Here is a 17,880-nt window from a genome sequence, read left to right on the forward strand (position 1 = left end):
TCGGTTAAGCGGCAAAAGCCGTTCCAGACTGTTTTTGGCCCTAAAATGGCTCCAAGGCTGCCAAAATTACATAAAAAAAAGCCTCCAAAGGAGACTTTTTATATTGCGTTTAGCGCTTGTTTTGTTAGTATTCGTCTTCGTTCCAGAGGTAATCCTCCTCTGTAGGATAATCTGGCCAAATCTCTTCGATGGATTCGTAGATTTCTCCTCCTTCTTCCTCCATGGATTGTAGGTTTTCTACAACTTCCAGTGGGGCACCAGTTCGGATAGCGTAATCGATTAGCTCGTCTTTGGTTGCCGGCCAAGGCGCGTCACTCAAATAAGAAGCCAGTTCTAATGTCCAATACATAGCAATGGAGTGTTATTAATTTTTGCAAAAATAGATTTAATCGGGACTTTGTCAAGAGAATTGTGTTTTTTTTAAAACAACGCTCAGATAAGGCAGAAACGCTGGGGTTTCGCGAATTATTGCCCAGAGATCCAACGGACTTCTTCTGCACCCAAGCTCGCAGACAGATGGCGAGAGAGGACAAAAAGGTAATCCGAGAGCCGGTTGACATAGGCCAGACTGGTCTCAGAAAGCTTCTGTTGTTCATCGAGCATACTCATGCGGCGCTCGGCTCGTCGACAAACGGTACGGGCCAAATGGCAGTACGAAACCGTGGCGTGCCCCCCCGGTAGGATGAAGTGCGTCATCGGGGGAAGCGCTTCATTCATCTGGTCTATAGCATTTTCCAAAAAAGTTATTTCTTTTTCTCCGAGGGTCTCGATTTTCAGCCGTTCGGATTTCTCGGGCTCTGTTGCTAACTCAGCACCAAGAGTAAAGAGCTCTGATTGAATTCGTGTGAGATCCGATTTGGTCTTTTCATCAATTTTCTGATCCCGAATCAATCCGAGCCAGGAATTCAATTCGTCCAGGGTGCCGTAACTCTCAATGCGAATGTGGTGTTTGGATACTCGACTGCCTCCGAATAAACTCGTCGACCCTTTGTCTCCGGTTTTGGTGTAGATTTTCATGAATCCCTTCTTTTTCGGTCCATGAAGCGCCTCGATTTACGCGATTTCTGTTGCCGCCGATTTCTGGATAACATCCCAAAATAGACCAGAGCCAATCCTCCCAGGATATAATAAATGGTGTAATCTTCTCCGAATTCCATACAGTAAAAATACGCTTTTAGAAGCGCAGTCTAAAATGCTCCTTTTGTTGACCAGGTCGCACGATAACTAAACCGCAACTCCAAAACTCTGCGGTCAATTGCAAGGATTTTTCCGAAGAAATGGTTTGCCAATGAAGTCCCTGGTCTTCTCTATGGATTTCGGGAAGGATGATCAAACTGTTTTCTGGCCAGTTACTGGACCTCTGAAGAAGAGATTTGGCTTTTTCCGGTCGCAGCACAGCCATAAAGGGCTCTTCGCTGGACGGAAGCTGTGTGATGTCCACAAACCTTACCGAGTCAAACCGGGCGTCCAATTTGGGTTTTGGGGGGAGTTCAGGATCCCAATAAACCGTGCGGAAGTTGAAATGGGCGATACATTTTTGAAGAAGACGCCAGTATTGAGGCCCTTGAAATCGGGGAGATCGGTACAGGGTCTTGGTCAAGAGAGTGTACAGGAAAGGAGAGTGGACTCCATATTGGTTGGTGGCTTTCCACCAGAATCTCAAACGATGAAAAAGGGATAAGCGACTCATCAGAGATTAGTATTCTTCCTGGTAATAGCGGTACAACAAAAAGGCATACCGAACACCCAGAGCAATCCAAAGCGGAATGAGCACGGGAGAAAAGGATTGAATTCCGATGGCCCAAACACCCAAACTCGCCAGGAGTCCGAGTAGCAAGAGGTAGAGGTACCAGCCAACCCACTCTATAACATAAGATCGTTTGAGCAAGGGATAGGCAGCCATTAGGTTTAGAGGGAAGGCCCACATCACATTGAGGTTCGCAGCGGTGGCTCTGTGGTCCGTAGCAAACCAGAGTAGAACGACGACTAGCCCGATCAAACCGGTCAAAGAAAAGACGGAGAAATCCACCCATTGACTTCTTTTCTGGTATTTGTAATCGATGTAGGTATACACCAAAACCACAATCATCAGCACACTGATCCAGAACAGGGGCGAAAGAAAAAAGGCGGTAGAGGAGCTCAGTTCCTCATAATCCAAAACAGTGCGTTCCCTTTCCAGTAGGGGTGCTCCGGCCAGCTCGGTATTTCTGATTTGAGACAGGGCATAATAGGGTAAAAAGAGGTGTTCGCGTACGGTGGCCTTTCGATCGATCACCGACCCCAAAGCCAAGTCAATTCCAAAGGAAGACCAGCTGTTGTACGAAATATTTTGGCGAATCAATTGCCTGAAGGTGTATCTTTTTTCTAGGTGAGAGTCCTTGAAAACAAGCGAATCCCCATATAAACTCGTGAGTACATCTCCAGTAATCGTCGAGCAGTTATTGAACAAGTAATCGTAGAGGTATTCCCGGTTTTCAGGGAGGTAATTGTTTTCGAGGAAGACGAAGAACTCTTGCTTCTGTTCTTGATTTAGCCGTAGAATCTGCTGCTTGACCCACCGTTTTTCGAGCTCATAGGCAAACAAAAATTCCTCGAAGGTGCTTCGAGAGAGTTGGTACATCAATTTCCCTTGGGTAAACTTGAGGTAAAAGTTTGGGGTATTAAAATTGAAGGTGCCGTAGTTGTATACGTAGTCGTATCCCAAAACAGGATCCTGCAAGCGAAAAGCGCTGTGGCCAAAGGAGGAGTAGAGTTCAGTTCCTCGGGCACAGGTCATCAGACTTATTCGGGCTTGGGAAGAAAGCTCAGGCAATCGTTCCCGGACCATGGCTAGACGAGCTAGAGAATCCGGCTCTACCGATTTAACCGAACGGGTAGGGGTTTGAAACGCCAAACAATTCAGGACACAAAAGAGGCCCAACACAAGCGTGGGGAGTAATCGAATAGGCCGCATAAGAGAAATCTGTAGAGCAAATATAGGATTAGTATTTTTACCCCTAGAGTATAGACCCATAACCATGTTGAAGAAATTCATCCCTAACGCCTTAACCCTGATGAATCTGGGCTCAGGCGTTTTAGCCATCATCGCTGCCTTTCAGGAAGCCTGGTCTCTGACCTTTTTGTTTTTTGTCCTTTGTTTGGCACTGGATTTTCTGGATGGAGGGGTTGCTCGCGCCTTAAAGGTTCCGAGCGAACTGGGTAAACAACTCGATTCCTTGTCGGATGTCGTCAGCTTTGGGGTACTGCCCGCTTTGGTGATGTTTCTTTACATGATTCCTTATTATCCGGATTGGAATATAGGCCGTGTCTTCTCCGAGGGTCGATGGGAAGAATTCTTGCCTTTAGTTGCGGTTTTGGTACCCATGAGCACCGCTTTGCGATTGGGTCGTTTCAACCTGATGGAAAGCAGCTCCTATTTTTTGGGATTGCCCAGTCCAGCCAATGCCTTGCTCTTGATGAGTATTCCCATGATCCTGCGCTCTGATAAAAGCCCTGAAGCCCTGTTAGCGTTTCTTGCAAACCCCTACACCTTGGCAGCAATATGCCTGTTTAGTACCTTCTTACTGAATGCTCCGTTCCGCCTCTTTACACTCAAATTTAAAGGGGGTTCTTTTCAGGATAATATCGTTCCAATTCTCTTTTTGATAGCAGCCTTGGTGCTTTTACTCACCTTGGGTTATCTGGGAATACCCCTGATCATCTTGTTGTATATCGGGATGTCCTTGCTGGGAATAAACAAGAAGAAAGCCTAGAAAACTTAAAAGTCCAGTTTCTTTTTTCGCAGTTCGAAGTTCTGTCCGAGGTAGACTTTCCGAACCATCTCGTCCTGTGCCAGTTCTTCCGGTACGCCCGCTTTAAGAATCCCACCTTCAAACATGAGGTAAGAGCGTTCGGTAATCGCCAAGGTCTCTTGAACGTTGTGGTCGGTGATTAGAATCCCGATGTTTTTGTTTTTGAGTTGAGCCACAATACGTTGGATGTCTTCTACGGCAACAGGATCGACCCCGGCAAAGGGCTCGTCCAATAAGATGAATTTAGGATCTGTGGCCAAAGCACGAGCGATTTCTGTTCTCCGGCGCTCTCCCCCCGAAAGCAGATCTCCGCGGTTCTTTCTAATGTGTCCCAGACCAAATTCATTGATCAGGGATTCCAGCTTCATATGCTGTTCTTTTTTCGAAAGATTGGTGGTTTGAAGAACACTGAGAATGTTCTGTTCAATACTCAGCTTGCGGAAGACCGAGGCTTCTTGTGCGAGGTAACCAATTCCATTTTGGGCTCGCTTATACATAGGGTAGCGGGTAATCTCCTGCTGGTCCAAAAAGATTTGGCCTCCATCAGGTTTGACCAAACCCACAATCATGTAAAAAGAGGTGGTCTTTCCCGCCCCATTGGGCCCCAAAAGTCCGACAATTTCGCCTTGGTTGACCTCCAGTGAAATTCCTTTCACCACCTTTCGGCCCCCGTAAATCTTTAGAATGTTATCTGCGCGAAGTTTCATCTCTACTAATCAAAACTAATCATTATTCCCAAGATTTTCTTCTTGGTATTCCGCTTCTACTTCGCCCCAGTACTCGTGGGCTCGGCGAAGGTGAGGAATCACGATGGTTCCTCCGATAAGTGTCGCAATTCCCAAGGTCTCGAGAATTTCTTCTCTACGGGCCCCTTCTTTGTAGGCGGATTCCAGGTGGTAGCGTACACAGTCGTCGCAGCGCAAAACAGTGGAGGCAACCAAGCCCAGTAATTCCTTTGTTTTTTTGTCCAGAGCGCCTTCGGCAAAGGCATTCGTGTCCAGGTTGAATATGCGTTTAATGAGTTTGTTGTTCTCCTCCAGAAGTTTTTCGTTCATCTTGGAACGGTATTCATTGAATTCTTGTACTGCAGACATAGGTCGTTTTACACGTTAGGCATTTGCGAAGGAGGGGAACTCGCCTTCTTCTTTTGTTTGTTTTCTTGGCGAATAACCAAGGCCGAAATATAGATGCTGATCTGGTAGAGGATCAATACCGGAATGGCCACAATGATCTGGCTTGCCACATCGGGAGGAGTAATCACTGCCGACAGAATTAAGACGATCACCAAAGCGTATTTTCGGTATTTCTTTAAAATTTCGGGGGTGACCAAACCGATCTTGGTCAAAAAGAATATGATGATGGGCAACTCAAACATAACACCACAGGCGAGTACAGAGGCCCGTACGGTGGCGATAAAAGAGCTGATGTCGATTTCGTTATTGACTTCGGTACTGACTTGGTAGGTGCCTAAAAAGTTGATAGAAAGAGGAGTCACCACATAATACCCAAAGAGGACGCCCATAAAAAATAGCAGGGAGGCAATCACGATAAAGCCTCGCGAATACTTGCGTTCTTTCTCGTAGAGTCCAGGGCTTATAAAACGCCACATCTCCCATAATACGTAGGGGAAGCCCAGGATAAAGCCAGCCCACATGGAAGTCCAGATATGGGCCGAAAACTGACCAGCCATGGTTCTATTCTGTATAGTAAAGGGCAGCTCAGCTGCACAGAAGGCCGATTCCATACCAAAGAATTGGGCAATGGAGCAGAAAAATTGGTAGGTAGGGAAATCCATCTTCTTGGGACCGAAGATGATGGTGTCAAAAATGAATCCTTTGAATACAAAGGCAAAACAACCCACCACCACAATGGCCACAATGGAACGGATCAGGTGCCAGCGGAGTTCTTCGAGGTGGTCCAAAAAGGACATTTCATTAGGGTCCTGGACATTCTTGGTCTGGGGCATTAAACAATTCCTTCGTTAATGAGGTTATGAATATGAACAACCCCATGGTACTTTCCATTTTTGGTAACCAGTACCTGGCTGATGTTCTTTTCGCGAATAAGCTCAAGGGCTTTTACGGCCAGGGTGTTGTGATCTATGGATTGCGGATGTGCGGTCATGATGTCAGCGGCTCTCAAAGCGGCGATATTGTCATGAGATTCCAACATTCTGCGCACATCTCCGTCGGTAATGATGCCGATGATTTGATCCTGATCCATTACCGCTGCCACTCCCAACATATTTTCTGAGATCTCCACGATGACTTTCTTAATAGGAGTGTCGGCTTCGACTTGGGGCTTTTTGTTTTTGGAAGAAATATCGCCAACTCGGAGGTACAGTTTTTTACCCAGGGCTCCTCCGGGATGGTAATGGGCAAAGTCTTCCGGACCAAATCCTCTCAGTTCCAAAAGCGCAATGGCCAAGGCATCTCCCATGACCAGTTGAGCGGTCGTACTGGTTGTCGGGGTCAGATTCAGTGGGCAGGCTTCTTCTTCCACATGGGTATTTAAGCGAATATCCGACTGTTGACCCAAGGGGGAGTCTTCACGACCCGTCAGTCCGATTAATACATTGCCTCCTCTTTTGATCAGGGGAATGAGCATACGGATTTCTTCCGTACTCCCGCTATTCGAAATACAAAGCACCACATCGAGCTTCTGTACCGTTCCCAAATCTCCGTGAATGGCTTCGGCGGCATGCATAAAGACGGCCGGGGTTCCCGTGGAGTTGAGCGTTGCGACAATCTTGTTCCCGATTAAAGCGCTTTTTCCTATACCCGTGATTACCACCCGACCGGAGCAAGCCTTCATCGCGAGAACCGCTTTTTCAAAAGACTCGTCGATCAGTTCACTGAGTCGGATCAGAGCGGCTGATTCCTGGGTGAAGGTTCTTCTCCCAATTTCGATAATGTTTTTTGCAGGTTGAGTAGGCAAGTCGAACTAAAAGTTTGTCTTATATTTAGTTTACAAAATTAATCAATTGAGGGCTTTAACCGCTGCTGGCGGTTTTTTTCTTATTTGCAGGAAAATACGCATAAATCTAATTTTAGCGTTAGTCTCTAAACGATCGATTTCAGATTAGACTATGGGTCTTACATCGACAGACTTGCATCAGGCTTTGAAACAACACTTTGGGTTCTCTGAATTCAAAGGGTTGCAACAAGGAGTGGTTGAAAGTGTATTGGCAGGGCAAGATACCTTTGTCATTATGCCCACAGGCGGCGGTAAGTCCCTTTGCTACCAACTGCCTGCTTTGATGAAAGAAGGCACAGCCATTGTGGTTTCTCCTTTGATTGCCTTGATGAAAAATCAGGTGGATGCGATTCGAGGCCTGTCCGAACAACACGGCATTGCTCATGTGATGAATTCCTCCTTGACCAAGGCCGAAATCAAGCAGGTTCGGGAAGATATTCTGGATGGGAAGACCAAATTGCTTTATGTCGCCCCAGAATCCCTGACCAAAGAAGAAAACGTGGAGTTCCTTAAAAAAGTCACGCTTTCTTTTGTCGCGATCGATGAAGCCCACTGTATTTCGGAATGGGGGCATGACTTCCGGCCGGAATACCGGAATCTGCGCAACATCATCAATCGTTTGGGACAAGACATCCCGCTGATTGGATTGACAGCCACAGCAACACCTAAAGTTCAAGAAGATATTATCAAAAACTTGGGCATGAACGACGCCCAGGTATTTAAGGCTTCCTTTAATCGACCCAATCTCTTTTACGAAGTACGGTCCAAGACTCGCCAGGTGGACGCCGACATTATTCGTTTTATTAAACAGCGCAGTGGTAAATCGGGCATCGTCTATTGCCTGAGCCGCAAGCGCGTTGAGGAATTGGCTCAGGTTCTTCAGGTCAATGGGATTAGCGCAGTGCCTTACCACGCTGGTTTTGACTCCAAAACCCGCTCTCGCTATCAGGATATGTTTCTGATGGAGGAGGTGGATGTAGTCGTGGCCACCATTGCCTTTGGAATGGGGATTGACAAACCCGATGTTCGTTTTGTTATCCACCACGATATGCCCAAGAGTATTGAAAGCTATTACCAGGAAACCGGTCGGGCGGGAAGAGATGGGGGAGAAGGTCATTGTTTAGCTTTTTATGCTTACAAAGACATCGAGAAGCTAGAAAAGTTTATGTCGGGCAAGCCGGTCGCTGAGCAAGAAGTAGGGCAAGCGCTGTTGCAAGAGATCGTCGCTTATGCCGAAACGTCCTTGTCACGCCGAAAGTTCATCCTTCACTATTTCGGCGAGGAGTACGACGCCGAGCATGGAGATGGGGCCGAAATGGACGATAACGCCCGTAATCCAAAACCGAAGGAAGAGGCAGGGCCAGAGGCCCGTAAGCTGCTCGAAGTCATTCTTCAGACCAAAGAAAAATTCAAAAGCCGGGAGGTGGTTAAAATCTTGGTGGGTCAGCTGAATTCTCTAATCAGTACTTTAAAAATAGAGGGCCAGGATTATTTTGGACTGGGTAAAGAAAAAGAGGAATCCTATTGGATGGCCCTATGCCGGCAAATGCTCGTCGCTGGTCTTCTCAAAAAAGATATTGAGCAATATGGTGTTCTTCGAATAACGCCAAACGGTAAGGACTTTTACGCTTCTTCCGAAGGCTTCACTATGGCCCGGGATCATGAATTTCCTTCCAAAGAAGAGGCTGATAAACCGATCCCTGCGGGAGTTGGAGGCGCTTTGGATCGGGATCTGATGAATCTCCTAAAAGATTTGCGCAAGAGTGAATCCAAAAAACGAGAAGTTCCTCCTTTTGTCATTTTTCAGGATCCCTCCTTGGAAGATATGGCTTCGAAGTACCCGATCACTATGGAAGAACTTCAGGCCGTACATGGGGTAGGAGAAGGTAAGGCCAAGAAGTACGGAGCCCCTTTTGTCGAATTGATTAAGAAATACGTTGAAGAAAAGGGCATAGAGCGAGCCGAAGATATGGTAGTCAAAAGTACAGGCGCCAATTCAGCTTTAAAGCTCTATATCATTCAAAACATCGACCGCAAACTACCGCTGGATGATATTGCCGATGCCAAAGGCTTAGGGCATGACGAACTCATCAAAGCCATGGAGCAAATTGTTTTTAGCGGAACGAAGTTGGATCTGGGTTATTGGATTGACGAAATCCTGGATGAGGACCAACAAGAAGAAATCCACGAGTATTTTCTAGAGGCCGAAACCGATTCTATTCAGGAGGCCGTTGATGAATTTGAAGGAGAGTATGAAGACGAAGAGATTCGCTTGTACCGACTTAAATTCATTTCGGAAGTGGCCAATTAAGACTAAGGCCGCAAAAATTCTAAACTTTCAAAAGGCAAGTTGCGCAGGAGCATGAAGCCCAGCGCCAAGACGAGTATGACCAGAGGCGCGTAGCGATGGGTTAACCAGCTTTTTTGGTTTTCGGCCCAGAGGCGGAGCTTGTCTGTTTTTGGGTGCCTGAGTAAACCCATACCCTTCAGACTGTAGTGCTGGAAGAGGGCAAGGAGCGCCAAAGGCAGGAGAGCATTATGTGAAGCGGCTTCCGTAAGCTGCCCATTGAGCAAGTCATGAATAGCGCGTTGACTCCCGCAGCCCGAACAGTAGATTCCCGTGTGCTGATGCAGAGGACACTTCGGGAAAAATGTGTTTCCTTCAGGATTGACCTTAAAAAAGAGTAGGAGTGCCAGCAAGGCCAGCACTCCTATTCCTATTGTTAACCAACTTTTCTTAAAAGTTGAAATCACCGTTACTGGCTTCTGCGAAAATGGCAAACCCAAAGATGGCGAGATAAACCACCATAATGACGACAAAGAGGCCTATTCCGACCAGTCCCCAAATTTTGGCGTTTTTGGAAGCCCTTTCGGCTTCAGCATACTCTCCTCTTTCGTAAAGTTCATTCACTCTGGCGGCGTAGATGATACTGACTATTCCAGTCACCTGGCAGCACAAAATGGTGGTGATAATGGCCAAGGCCAAGTAATTACTTGGCTTCGGCGGTCTAACAGCTGGATTATTGGTTTCCATAGGTCTATTCTAATTCAATACCGAATTGATCTAGGATTTCTTGCTGGCGCTGCTGAGACTGCTCGAACCAGGCTTGAATTCCTCCAGCTTCAATGATTTGGAAGACCAAGATTCCTACAATGATTAGCGAGATGACCATGCTAATCCAAGAAATGATTTTAGCTGTTTTTACGGTCCCAAAATTGGTGTAGAGCTCTGGGTTTTCGTTGTACGTTGAGGTATCTTTCTTTGTCAGAAACAAGGCAATTCCCGCCATGATGACCCCTCCGATACCGTTACTGAAGCAGCAGCAGATAAAAGAGACGATCCCCAGAATGAGGGCGGTGGTTGCATTGGGCAATTTTTGTTGTTCCATAATGTTAATTTAGAGGAAAAGTTTATAAATAAAGTTTGCTAGTATTAAGGTTATTGTGCTAAAGGCCAAAAAAATAACTCCTTTTTGAGGTATAGCTTTTGGTTTTATAAGATTGATTAGGAGCGCAAGAAAAAAACCGATCATCGGATAGATGGCCGGGTACATTTTAAAAGCTTGCCACAGTTCTCCATTGACTAAAAACTGAATGGATCGTTGAATCCCACATCCCGGACAATCAAAACCCAGCATCGCTTTGGTTTGACAGGGAAGCATGTACTTCTCCAAGGAAATCCCTAATAGGACAGTGACTTCGCTAATAAGAGGCGCAGCGCCACAAGTACAGGACATGATTGGTCTGTTTTCAAGGTTAAAATACTATTATTTTTGCATTTAACCTGAAGGAATAAAGCAAGGCCATGAGAAGTTTGACCATTGGAGATCGCGTAGAGGTTTTGGATGAAGCCCTCCAGGGAGTTGTTCTTGAGATTCAGGGAGATCAGGTATGGGTCGAACTGGATGAGGGCTTTGAGTTGGAATACGCTTTGGATCAATTAATTCGCTTAGGGGAAGATTTTCAGGTCAGTAATTTTCAGGCAGCGCAATCCAAGAACGCCAAGGATGCCCCCCAGAAAAAGAAGGGAAGCCCTAAGATGCCCAAGAAGGAGGTGCCTGCCTTGGAAGTTGATCTGCATGCGCATCACCTCAATCCAGAGGCAGACCGGATAGACCCTTTTGATATTCTTAACTTGCAATTGGACACGGCAAAAAGGCAACTGGACTTTGCTATCTCAAAAAGAATTCAGCGAGTGGTATTCATCCACGGTGTGGGACAAGGGGTGCTGAAGACGGAATTGGGTTTTTTACTGAAGAAATACAGTGGAATACGCCATTACGAGGCAGATTTTCAAAAATACGGATGGGGGGCAACAGAAGTGTACCTCTACCAAAATGCAAGAGAGGAATACTAGGGGCCTAGTTGGTCGTTGTAACCGTCCCAAATTCATTAATGCTCAAATCGGTTATGCGCTCATTAGTTCCATTGAGCAAGGTCACCCCTTCCAATTCGATGGTGTGGGTGAAGGTCACTCCGTCTTCAGAACTGGTTGAAACCATGACCGTTCCTGCAGAAGCTTGAATTTCTTCAATCACAATCGGACTGATCGGGGGAATATCATCGCAGAAGTAACTGCTAGAAACCGAACCGTTAAAAATCCGATAGGTAAGAGAACTGTTCGTCGGAAAGCTACTTGTGCGAGGGGCTTCAGTCACTTGATTGGCAAGTAAGCCAGAAGCCAGATCTAGAATAAGAACTTCGTCCCCATTGATCTTGAAAAAAATGGAGGTTGAGGTGGTAATGGGGCTGTCGCAGCTCTCTGCTGAGACACTGTCAAAATCGAGGGTTTCGATTTGTAAATTTCCGTCGTCACAGGCGGTAACCAGTAGGGCGAGGATGGCAAAGGTCACAAGAATACGCTTTCTCATAGATTCAAAAGTAAAACTTCGCTACCTCGGTTGCAATCTCAGAGGCGACTATTTCTGGAAAAATAATACTTTTACCATCCGCTAAAGACCGGCATATGACAAAGAAGGTTTATTTAGATAACGCAGCAACTTCTCCCGTTCGGGATGAGGTGATTGCCGTTATGACGCAAGCCCTACAGGAGTGTTATGGAAACCCTTCTTCCATCCATTCCTTCGGCCGCAGTGCCAGGTCAGCCATTGAAAAAGCACGCAAGAGTATTGCTGCGCATATGGGTGCCCAGGCTTCTGAAATCATTTTTACCTCAGGAGGTACGGAAGCCGATAATATGATTTTGCGCTGTGCAGTCCGAGATTTGGAGGTAGAGCGAATTTTAACCACCAGGATTGAGCATCATGCCGTTTTGCACACGGCCGAAATTCTAGCAGAAGAGACCAATGTAGAACTTGAGTTTATCGAGGTGGATTCTGAAGGGCAGCCTTCGATGAGCGATCTTGAAAATAAGCTCAGTGCCTCACCGAAGAAGGCATTGGTGAGCCTTATGCACGTCAACAATGAGATCGGCACCATAATCGATATTCAGAAAGTAGCTGGACTCTGTGAACAATACGAGGCTTATTTTCATTCCGATACGGTTCAGTCTGTAGGTCATTACCCCTGGAATGTAGCCGAATTGCCCATCCACTTTATAACCGCAGCCGCTCATAAATTTCATGGGCCAAAAGGTGTTGGTTTTGCCTACATACGAAAGAATACGGGAATGAAGTCCTTTATTGTCGGAGGAGGTCAAGAACGTGGGTTTCGTGCCGGAACGGAACCTTACCACAACATTTTGGGTATGGAGAAGGCTCTGGATCTTGCTCTGGAGAATATGGATAAAGAAAAGGCCTATGTCAAGGATCTGAAATCCTATTTCATTGATCAATTGGAGGAGCGCATCCCGGGTATCGCTTTCAACGGTTGTTCATCCGATCTCGAAAAAAGCACCTATACCCTTGTGAATACCCGCTTGCCTTTGAATGAGCAGCAGGCTCTTATGCTGCTGTTTCATTTGGATCTAAAAGGGATTGCCTGTTCAAAGGGAAGTGCTTGCCAATCGGGAAGTGAGGGAGGTTCTCACGTGCTGGCTCAAGTCCTTGATGAGAAGCAGAACCGTTGTCCTTCTTTGCGTTTTTCGTTCTCTATATACAATACCAAGGAAGAACTGGACTATGTGGTTGAGGTATTGGAGGCCTTTGTAAAAGAGGGGGCTGTAGCGAAGGTTTAGCTTTCCTGCTTCTTGCGTTTTTTCTTCTTTTCCTTGTCGTAAGGAAATTTACGAGAAGCCTGTTTCATCATTTTATCGATGAGCTCTGTGGTATTCTTTCCGGATTTTTTGGTGATCTCCTTTTCGAATCGCCAGAGTAATTTTCCGCTCTTAGCATCTGATATCTTGATCCCTATACGTCCGTAGTTAGAGTCGCGGTTAAAGTAATCCCATAGATTGAATTTTGTCGAGATTCCCTTAGAAAGCAGAATGTTCAAGGTAAGGTTTCCGCTGATGATGCCATCGACCTTCAGAATTTCGCAAAGTTCTTTAGTGGTGTAGATATCGATATTGGCATAGGTTACGCCATTCTGTGCCAGTAGGGCGTTGGTATCTTTGGTATTTTGAAATTCAACTTGAAATTTCTTGCGCTTGCGGCGATTGGAAAAGTAGATCTCCAGGGCCTCTTGCACCGCGTAGCCCTCGTTTTGTGCAAGGCGTTTTTTCTCAAACCTTGCGAGGTCCTGATTGAGCTCTAACTGCGTGAGAAAGGGGATGATCGCAAGCACTTCATGGTCGCTGGAGAGCTCGTCAAATAGGCTACTTTCGTAGATGTCTTTTTGAGCGTAAACGGAGGCGAAGAAGCAAAATACCCCCAAAAAACCCAAAAGCTTCTTTCTTCCTGAATGTGCCATATCCTGCCAGCGGTTTTAGAACCGCATTCCAACTTTAATATTTAATACCCTTGGCGTCAGAAAATTGGGTACGGCAAATTGACTTTGAGTTTCTACGTCTCGCACCCAAGTATTGGTAATGGAGTTCTGGTTATTGAACATATTGAACAATTCAAAACCACAATACAGTTCTTTGAATGCGTGGAGCCATTGATCCGGATCTGCCCGATTGTCTGCGTCTACAAAAATATAGGAAATTCCTAAATCTGCCCGGCGATAATCCCGCAGTCTGCTTTGAAAATTATAGGGGTCCTCATTGTTCGGAGAGCCGCCCGGGACACCTGTATTGTACACCAGATTTAAATAGAGCCTTAGGTTGGGAATACTGGGAACGTAGTCCTGAAAAAGTAAACCGAACTTGAGGCGTTGATCTGTGGGTCTAGAGATAAAGCCCCTGCTTTGAATATTTTCTTCTGTTTTGAGGTATCCAACACTCAGCCAGGACTCTGTTCCGGGAACAAAAGTACCATTGAGGCGAAAGTCAAATCCATAAGCGTAAGCGGTCGCATCATTATCTGCCCGATAGCGAATGCGCACATCTTCCACGGTATAGGCATTCACTCGACTGAGGTTTTTATAATACGCCTCGCTATTAAGTGTAAAGGGACGGTCCCATAGAGAGAAGCTATATTGGTTGGAGAAAACGAAGTGCCAGGCCCTTTGTGCTCTCACCTCCGGGTTGAGTTGCCCGTCGAGTTGCCTGAATTCCCTGTAAAAAGGCGGTTGTTGATACAGGCCAACAGCCAAATTAAAGAGCACATCGCTTGCCCAATCCGGTTTGATGGAGAACTGTCCACGTGGACTAAAAAGAAATTCGTTACTGGGTGGGGCTCCTGGCGTTGTTAGGTTCCAATAATGCGTTCGGAAACCGAGGTTGTAATACACCTCACTGTTTTTCCACTCACGCCGATCACTCCACTGTAGGAATCCGGTCAGTCGGTCAGTAGCGGAGGTGTTCTGGGCACGAACGGCGTCAAAAGGAAGAAGCTCTCCTTCAAATGGGGTTTCGGGTTGGTCATTGGGAACGGGAGGCTCGTTCGGTCGAATCGAAAATCCAAGGGAGTCGATAAACTCGGACTCGCGAAGGACATCCCGAAAGTCTTCTCTCGCGTAATTGAGTCCCCATCGGATTTCGCTGTTGTCTTTTCGGGTAATTCCGCGGTGCGAAATTCGAAAAATCAAGGCGTCGAGTTGGTTCCGAGCTCGGGTGAGTTGAGCTCCGGCTCCACGCGAACTGATGACTTCTCCTAAATCTTCACTGCCCAAATCGGTATTGATACTCGCCAATTCATAAGAGGCGATCACATCCGAAAACTCCTCTTCCAAGGTGTGGTAGAGAGAGGCCGTAAAACTCATCTCCGTATTTTCATCTGGGGTTACTTTGGCTTGTAAGGCACCAAAAGAAGTATTGAATTGGTTGTTCTCTTGTCCCTCGTAAAAGATGACCAGGGCTCTGGGGTCGGTTAATGTGCCGAAATTGGTCTGGCGGTTTTGGGGTTCGTTCCGGTAGTTGTTCCTTGAAAAGGTTCCTAAAAAGCTCAACTGCCAGGTAGGGGAGAGGGAGTAACTCAGGTAACTCTGAATATCAAAGAAACTCGGGTTGTAATTGCTTTGGGTTTGCTGTCGGTTTACAAAAAGTCCGTTGTCTCTATAGCGCAAGCCCACCAAGGCGCTCAGGGCTTTGTTTTCGGATCGGGATTCCCAGGTGAGACTTCCTCCCAAAAGACTTGCTTCGGCTTGTAAGCCCCAACTCACGGGCTTTTTGTAGGTGATGTCCAGTACTGAGGAAAGCTTGTCGCCGTACCGAGCCTGAAACCCTCCAGCAGAGAATTCCAGCTTTTGAATCATATTGCTGTTAACGAAACTAAATCCCTCCTGTTGAGCAGACCGGATCAAAAAGGGACGGTACACTTCAATACCGTTGACATAGACCAGGTTTTCGTCAAAGTTTCCGCCCCGTACATTGTACTGGGTGCTGAGTTCGTTGCTAGCCGATACACCGGGAAGCAACTTGAGTATAGTTTCCACCCCCGGGTTCGCACCGGGAATCTTTCGAACCAATTCAGGAGCTAAGGTTGTAATTCCTTGAAATTTTTTGATCCCTGTGGCGGTTACTTCCACACCGCTCACTTGAATGGGGCCCTCCTTCATGACCAGGTTAAACTCAAAGGTTTCGTTGGTGTTTAAGAGAAGCCCATCAATAATGATGTCCTGGTAGCTAATATGAGAGAAGACCAAAGTGTTTTCGACATCAGCCTTTATCTGTAGTAAGTAAAATCCGTTGTCGTCCGTTGTTGTGCCTCCCGAGGCCGAGCGGATGTTGACCTGAGGAATAGGTTGATTCAGGCTGTCCAACACAATTCCGGTGACCGTCGCTGTTTGACCACTACTCAAAGAAGGCAAGAGCGTCAAAAGACCCAGGAGCCAGAACTTAAAGGAGTTCAATCGTCTGTTATTTTCTGTTGAAGATGCTTTCAAAAACGGTTGAATTGCCCACTTTATCCCGGACAACAATCTTGAGTCGACAAGTTGTCGTATTCAGGATGCGGTCGTCAAAATTGTAGGTTAGGGTTTTATTTTTGGGTTCGTACTCCATCAGGATCCACTGTCCATTGATGCTCGCGGCATAGGTGTCGATCCCGGTACCCTTATCGTCAATTTCAAGACTGAGGTAGCTGTAGTTGTTCAGCCATTGTCCCGTTTTAAAGTTTCGGGCCCGTATGGTAGGTGCCAGGGTATCTTTTGCGATCACAAAACTTCCCAAGTCGCGGGTGCGGGTGCTAAAGGACGATTCCCGCTTATAGGTTTTGTAATAATTCGCGCGTCCGTTTTTGTCTAAGCGACCGATGTAAAGTTGCTTTCGTTCGCTAGCGGGGTATTTGGATACATCGAAACTCAGGGTAAAGTTCTTGTGTACCGCCAGTGTTCGGTCGTGTACCTTGAAAGTATCCTTTTCGAATTTGAGGTCCAGGAAAACATCCTTGTAGAAGGAATTCGAGGGAAAGCTCACAGAAGCTCCTTTAAAGTCGAAGTTGACATTCTGTTTTCTGGGAACAAAATAGGCCGATTTGAATACTTCTGCTTGTTGAATAACCCGTTGATTCTTTCCGAGAACTGGAATACGCACCTTGGTGGTATTTCCTTCTATATCGGCCAGGGTAAGCCGAACGTCGATTTTATCTCCGGCTTTTACCGGCAGTTGACCATCGTTGTCTAGGTGAGAGTAGATACTAAGTGCGTTGGCGGGATCTCTGAAGCCTTTTTGTATACGTTTGCGGTATTGTGCAAAGTAAGGGAAGTCGATTAAGGTGTTGATATAACGGGTCTCGTTAAAGGCAAAAGATTCAAAGTCAAAAGCCGTCAGGAGTTTGCCGTTGGCCGTGATTTGGGCGGAGTAGATCCCATTGCGGTTATAGGCTTTGTCTTGCTTGTCGTGGGCAACAAAACCGAAACCGATATTCCCTATAGCCTCGACGGGTTCTGTCGCATAGGTGCCATCTTCTTTTAAAGTCAGGGGAAGTTGAATTTTTTCTTTGCTGCCATTGACAATGGCGCTATTGCCTAAGGGGTAAGCATACACTTCCTGTACATTGGGGGGTGTGGTATCTTCAACCTCGTAACCATAGAGCAGGGGATTGGTCGGTTTTTGGCTTACACTGTTGCGTATTTCAAAATGTAAATGTGGCCCTGAGGATCCACCTGTATTCCCGCTATACGCCAAGAGATCACCTTCACCAAGGCTCAATTCCCCGTAGTCCGGAAAGAGTTCGATTTCATAGGATCTTTTCTCGTACTGTGCCTTTTTTACATAGGCCTCAATTTCTGGAGCAAACTTTTGTAAATGCCCATAGACGGAGGTGTAACCGTTCGGGTGTGCTACGTAGATGGCCTTGCCGTATCCCCAATGAGATACTTTGATTCGGGTGACCGTGCCCGGGCCGATGGAATAGACGGGCAATCCCTGTTTACCCTGGGTTTTAATATCGATTCCTCCATGGAAGTGGTTGGATCTCAACTCGCCAAAAGTCCCTGCCAGAATCAGGGAATTCCCATAGGACTGGCAAAGTTGTTTTTGCTTTCTTGTTCCTGGGCGAAGCTGCACGGCGCCAGCATAAAACAGACCAAAAAGCAAAGAAGGGTAGCGTTGCGCATAAGCGATTCAGGGTTTAGTACGAAAGTACTTATCAATATTCAATAAGTAAAGTCTGTGTTAATAACGTTCACTCATCTCTCGGTATTACACTTGGTCGATTGTTGAGGTATG

At 46.4% G+C, this 17,880-nt stretch carries 20 protein-coding genes; 4 read left to right on the top strand and 16 right to left on the bottom strand.

Features of this window, described 5'->3' with window-relative positions:
- Window positions 1–124 precede the first annotated feature (124 nt).
- The 4 genes from BST99_RS01930 to BST99_RS01945 form a co-directional block, all read right to left on the bottom strand.
- Window positions 125–349, bottom strand: a complete 225-nt coding sequence (locus BST99_RS01930; protein ID WP_013551418.1) for a DUF2795 domain-containing protein — start codon at window positions 347–349, stop codon at window positions 125–127.
- Between the two features lie 116 nt (window positions 350–465).
- On the bottom strand, window positions 466–1,017 hold the full coding sequence (locus BST99_RS01935; protein WP_105000298.1) for a cob(I)yrinic acid a,c-diamide adenosyltransferase: 552 nt from the start codon (window positions 1,015–1,017) through the stop codon (window positions 466–468).
- A gap of 157 nt (window positions 1,018–1,174) precedes the next feature.
- A complete protein-coding gene (locus BST99_RS01940; protein ID WP_146106177.1) occupies window positions 1,175–1,690 on the bottom strand; it encodes a hypothetical protein in 516 nt (171 codons plus the stop codon).
- Window positions 1,691–1,696: 6 nt separating this feature from the next.
- The gene (locus tag BST99_RS01945; protein WP_245916158.1) at window positions 1,697–2,893 is read right to left on the bottom strand and encodes a lipoprotein N-acyltransferase Lnb domain-containing protein; all 1,197 of its coding nucleotides are present in this window, start codon (window positions 2,891–2,893) and stop codon (window positions 1,697–1,699) included.
- A gap of 124 nt (window positions 2,894–3,017) precedes the next feature.
- Here BST99_RS01945 and BST99_RS01950 point away from each other — a divergent pair, with 124 nt between their 5' ends.
- Window positions 3,018–3,752, top strand: coding sequence for a CDP-alcohol phosphatidyltransferase family protein (locus BST99_RS01950; protein ID WP_105000300.1), 735 nt, complete (start codon window positions 3,018–3,020; stop codon window positions 3,750–3,752).
- A gap of 5 nt (window positions 3,753–3,757) precedes the next feature.
- On the opposite strand, the gene lptB is transcribed toward BST99_RS01950, so the two are convergent.
- The 4 genes from lptB to BST99_RS01970 are packed head-to-tail and all read right to left on the bottom strand — an operon-like array spanning window position 3,758 to window position 6,728.
- Window positions 3,758–4,498 carry an LPS export ABC transporter ATP-binding protein gene (lptB, locus tag BST99_RS01955; protein WP_105000301.1) on the bottom strand — a complete coding sequence of 247 codons (741 nt, stop codon included), beginning with the start codon at window positions 4,496–4,498 and terminating at the stop codon, window positions 3,758–3,760.
- Between the two features lie 15 nt (window positions 4,499–4,513).
- Window positions 4,514–4,885 carry a carboxymuconolactone decarboxylase family protein gene (locus BST99_RS01960; protein ID WP_105000302.1) on the bottom strand — a complete coding sequence of 124 codons (372 nt, stop codon included), beginning with the start codon at window positions 4,883–4,885 and terminating at the stop codon, window positions 4,514–4,516.
- A gap of 8 nt (window positions 4,886–4,893) precedes the next feature.
- Complete coding sequence (gene tatC / locus BST99_RS01965) at window positions 4,894–5,757, bottom strand: twin-arginine translocase subunit TatC (protein ID WP_105000303.1); 864 nt, start codon at window positions 5,755–5,757, stop codon at window positions 4,894–4,896.
- Complete coding sequence (locus BST99_RS01970; protein ID WP_105000304.1) at window positions 5,757–6,728, bottom strand: KpsF/GutQ family sugar-phosphate isomerase; 972 nt, start codon at window positions 6,726–6,728, stop codon at window positions 5,757–5,759. Before BST99_RS01970 ends, tatC begins: the two co-directional genes overlap by 1 nt.
- A gap of 151 nt (window positions 6,729–6,879) precedes the next feature.
- On the opposite strand from BST99_RS01970, the gene BST99_RS01975 reads away from it, so the two are divergent.
- Window positions 6,880–9,078 carry a RecQ family ATP-dependent DNA helicase gene (locus tag BST99_RS01975; RefSeq protein ID WP_105000305.1) on the top strand — a complete coding sequence of 733 codons (2,199 nt, stop codon included), beginning with the start codon at window positions 6,880–6,882 and terminating at the stop codon, window positions 9,076–9,078.
- A 2-nt stretch (window positions 9,079–9,080) separates the two neighbouring features.
- Here BST99_RS01975 and BST99_RS01980 read toward each other — a convergent pair whose 3' ends face one another.
- Genes BST99_RS01980 through BST99_RS01995 form a run of 4 tightly spaced genes read right to left on the bottom strand, consistent with a single transcriptional unit; the run spans window position 9,081 to window position 10,504 of the window.
- On the bottom strand, window positions 9,081–9,521 hold the full coding sequence (locus BST99_RS01980; RefSeq protein WP_181044129.1) for a DUF2752 domain-containing protein: 441 nt from the start codon (window positions 9,519–9,521) through the stop codon (window positions 9,081–9,083).
- Window positions 9,505–9,801 (bottom strand): CD225/dispanin family protein, encoded by a 297-nt coding sequence (locus BST99_RS01985; protein ID WP_105000307.1) that lies wholly within the window; start codon window positions 9,799–9,801, stop codon window positions 9,505–9,507. Before BST99_RS01985 ends, BST99_RS01980 begins: the two co-directional genes overlap by 17 nt.
- 4 nt (window positions 9,802–9,805) lie before the next feature.
- On the bottom strand, window positions 9,806–10,156 hold the full coding sequence (locus tag BST99_RS01990) for a CCC motif membrane protein (RefSeq protein WP_105000308.1): 351 nt from the start codon (window positions 10,154–10,156) through the stop codon (window positions 9,806–9,808).
- A 9-nt stretch (window positions 10,157–10,165) separates the two neighbouring features.
- Complete coding sequence (locus BST99_RS01995) at window positions 10,166–10,504, bottom strand: DUF2752 domain-containing protein (RefSeq protein WP_105000309.1); 339 nt, start codon at window positions 10,502–10,504, stop codon at window positions 10,166–10,168.
- A 68-nt stretch (window positions 10,505–10,572) separates the two neighbouring features.
- On the opposite strand from BST99_RS01995, the gene BST99_RS02000 reads away from it, so the two are divergent.
- Complete coding sequence (locus BST99_RS02000) at window positions 10,573–11,124, top strand: Smr/MutS family protein (protein WP_105000310.1); 552 nt, start codon at window positions 10,573–10,575, stop codon at window positions 11,122–11,124.
- A 4-nt stretch (window positions 11,125–11,128) separates the two neighbouring features.
- Here BST99_RS02000 and BST99_RS02005 read toward each other — a convergent pair whose 3' ends face one another.
- Window positions 11,129–11,638, bottom strand: a complete 510-nt coding sequence (locus tag BST99_RS02005; RefSeq protein ID WP_105000311.1) for a hypothetical protein — start codon at window positions 11,636–11,638, stop codon at window positions 11,129–11,131.
- Window positions 11,639–11,733: 95 nt separating this feature from the next.
- On the opposite strand from BST99_RS02005, the gene BST99_RS02010 reads away from it, so the two are divergent.
- The gene (locus BST99_RS02010; RefSeq protein ID WP_105000312.1) at window positions 11,734–12,903 is read left to right on the top strand and encodes a cysteine desulfurase family protein; all 1,170 of its coding nucleotides are present in this window, start codon (window positions 11,734–11,736) and stop codon (window positions 12,901–12,903) included.
- On the opposite strand, the gene BST99_RS02015 is transcribed toward BST99_RS02010, so the two are convergent.
- From BST99_RS02015 to BST99_RS02025, 3 genes are read right to left on the bottom strand one after another with little or no spacing between them, the layout of a single operon-like run.
- Window positions 12,900–13,577, bottom strand: coding sequence for a DUF4136 domain-containing protein (locus BST99_RS02015; RefSeq protein WP_245916159.1), 678 nt, complete (start codon window positions 13,575–13,577; stop codon window positions 12,900–12,902). The two genes, BST99_RS02010 and BST99_RS02015, sit on opposite strands and share 4 nt — an antisense overlap.
- Before the next feature lie 15 nt (window positions 13,578–13,592).
- Complete coding sequence (locus BST99_RS02020; protein WP_245916160.1) at window positions 13,593–16,094, bottom strand: TonB-dependent receptor; 2,502 nt, start codon at window positions 16,092–16,094, stop codon at window positions 13,593–13,595.
- Complete coding sequence (locus tag BST99_RS02025; RefSeq protein WP_245916161.1) at window positions 16,069–17,718, bottom strand: M23 family metallopeptidase; 1,650 nt, start codon at window positions 17,716–17,718, stop codon at window positions 16,069–16,071. Before BST99_RS02025 ends, BST99_RS02020 begins: the two co-directional genes overlap by 26 nt.
- Between the last annotated feature and the right edge of the window lie 162 nt (window positions 17,719–17,880).

The sequence above is a fragment of the Aureicoccus marinus genome, from assembly GCF_002954325.1.
Classification (GTDB): Bacteria; Bacteroidota; Bacteroidia; order Flavobacteriales; family Flavobacteriaceae; genus Aureicoccus; species Aureicoccus marinus.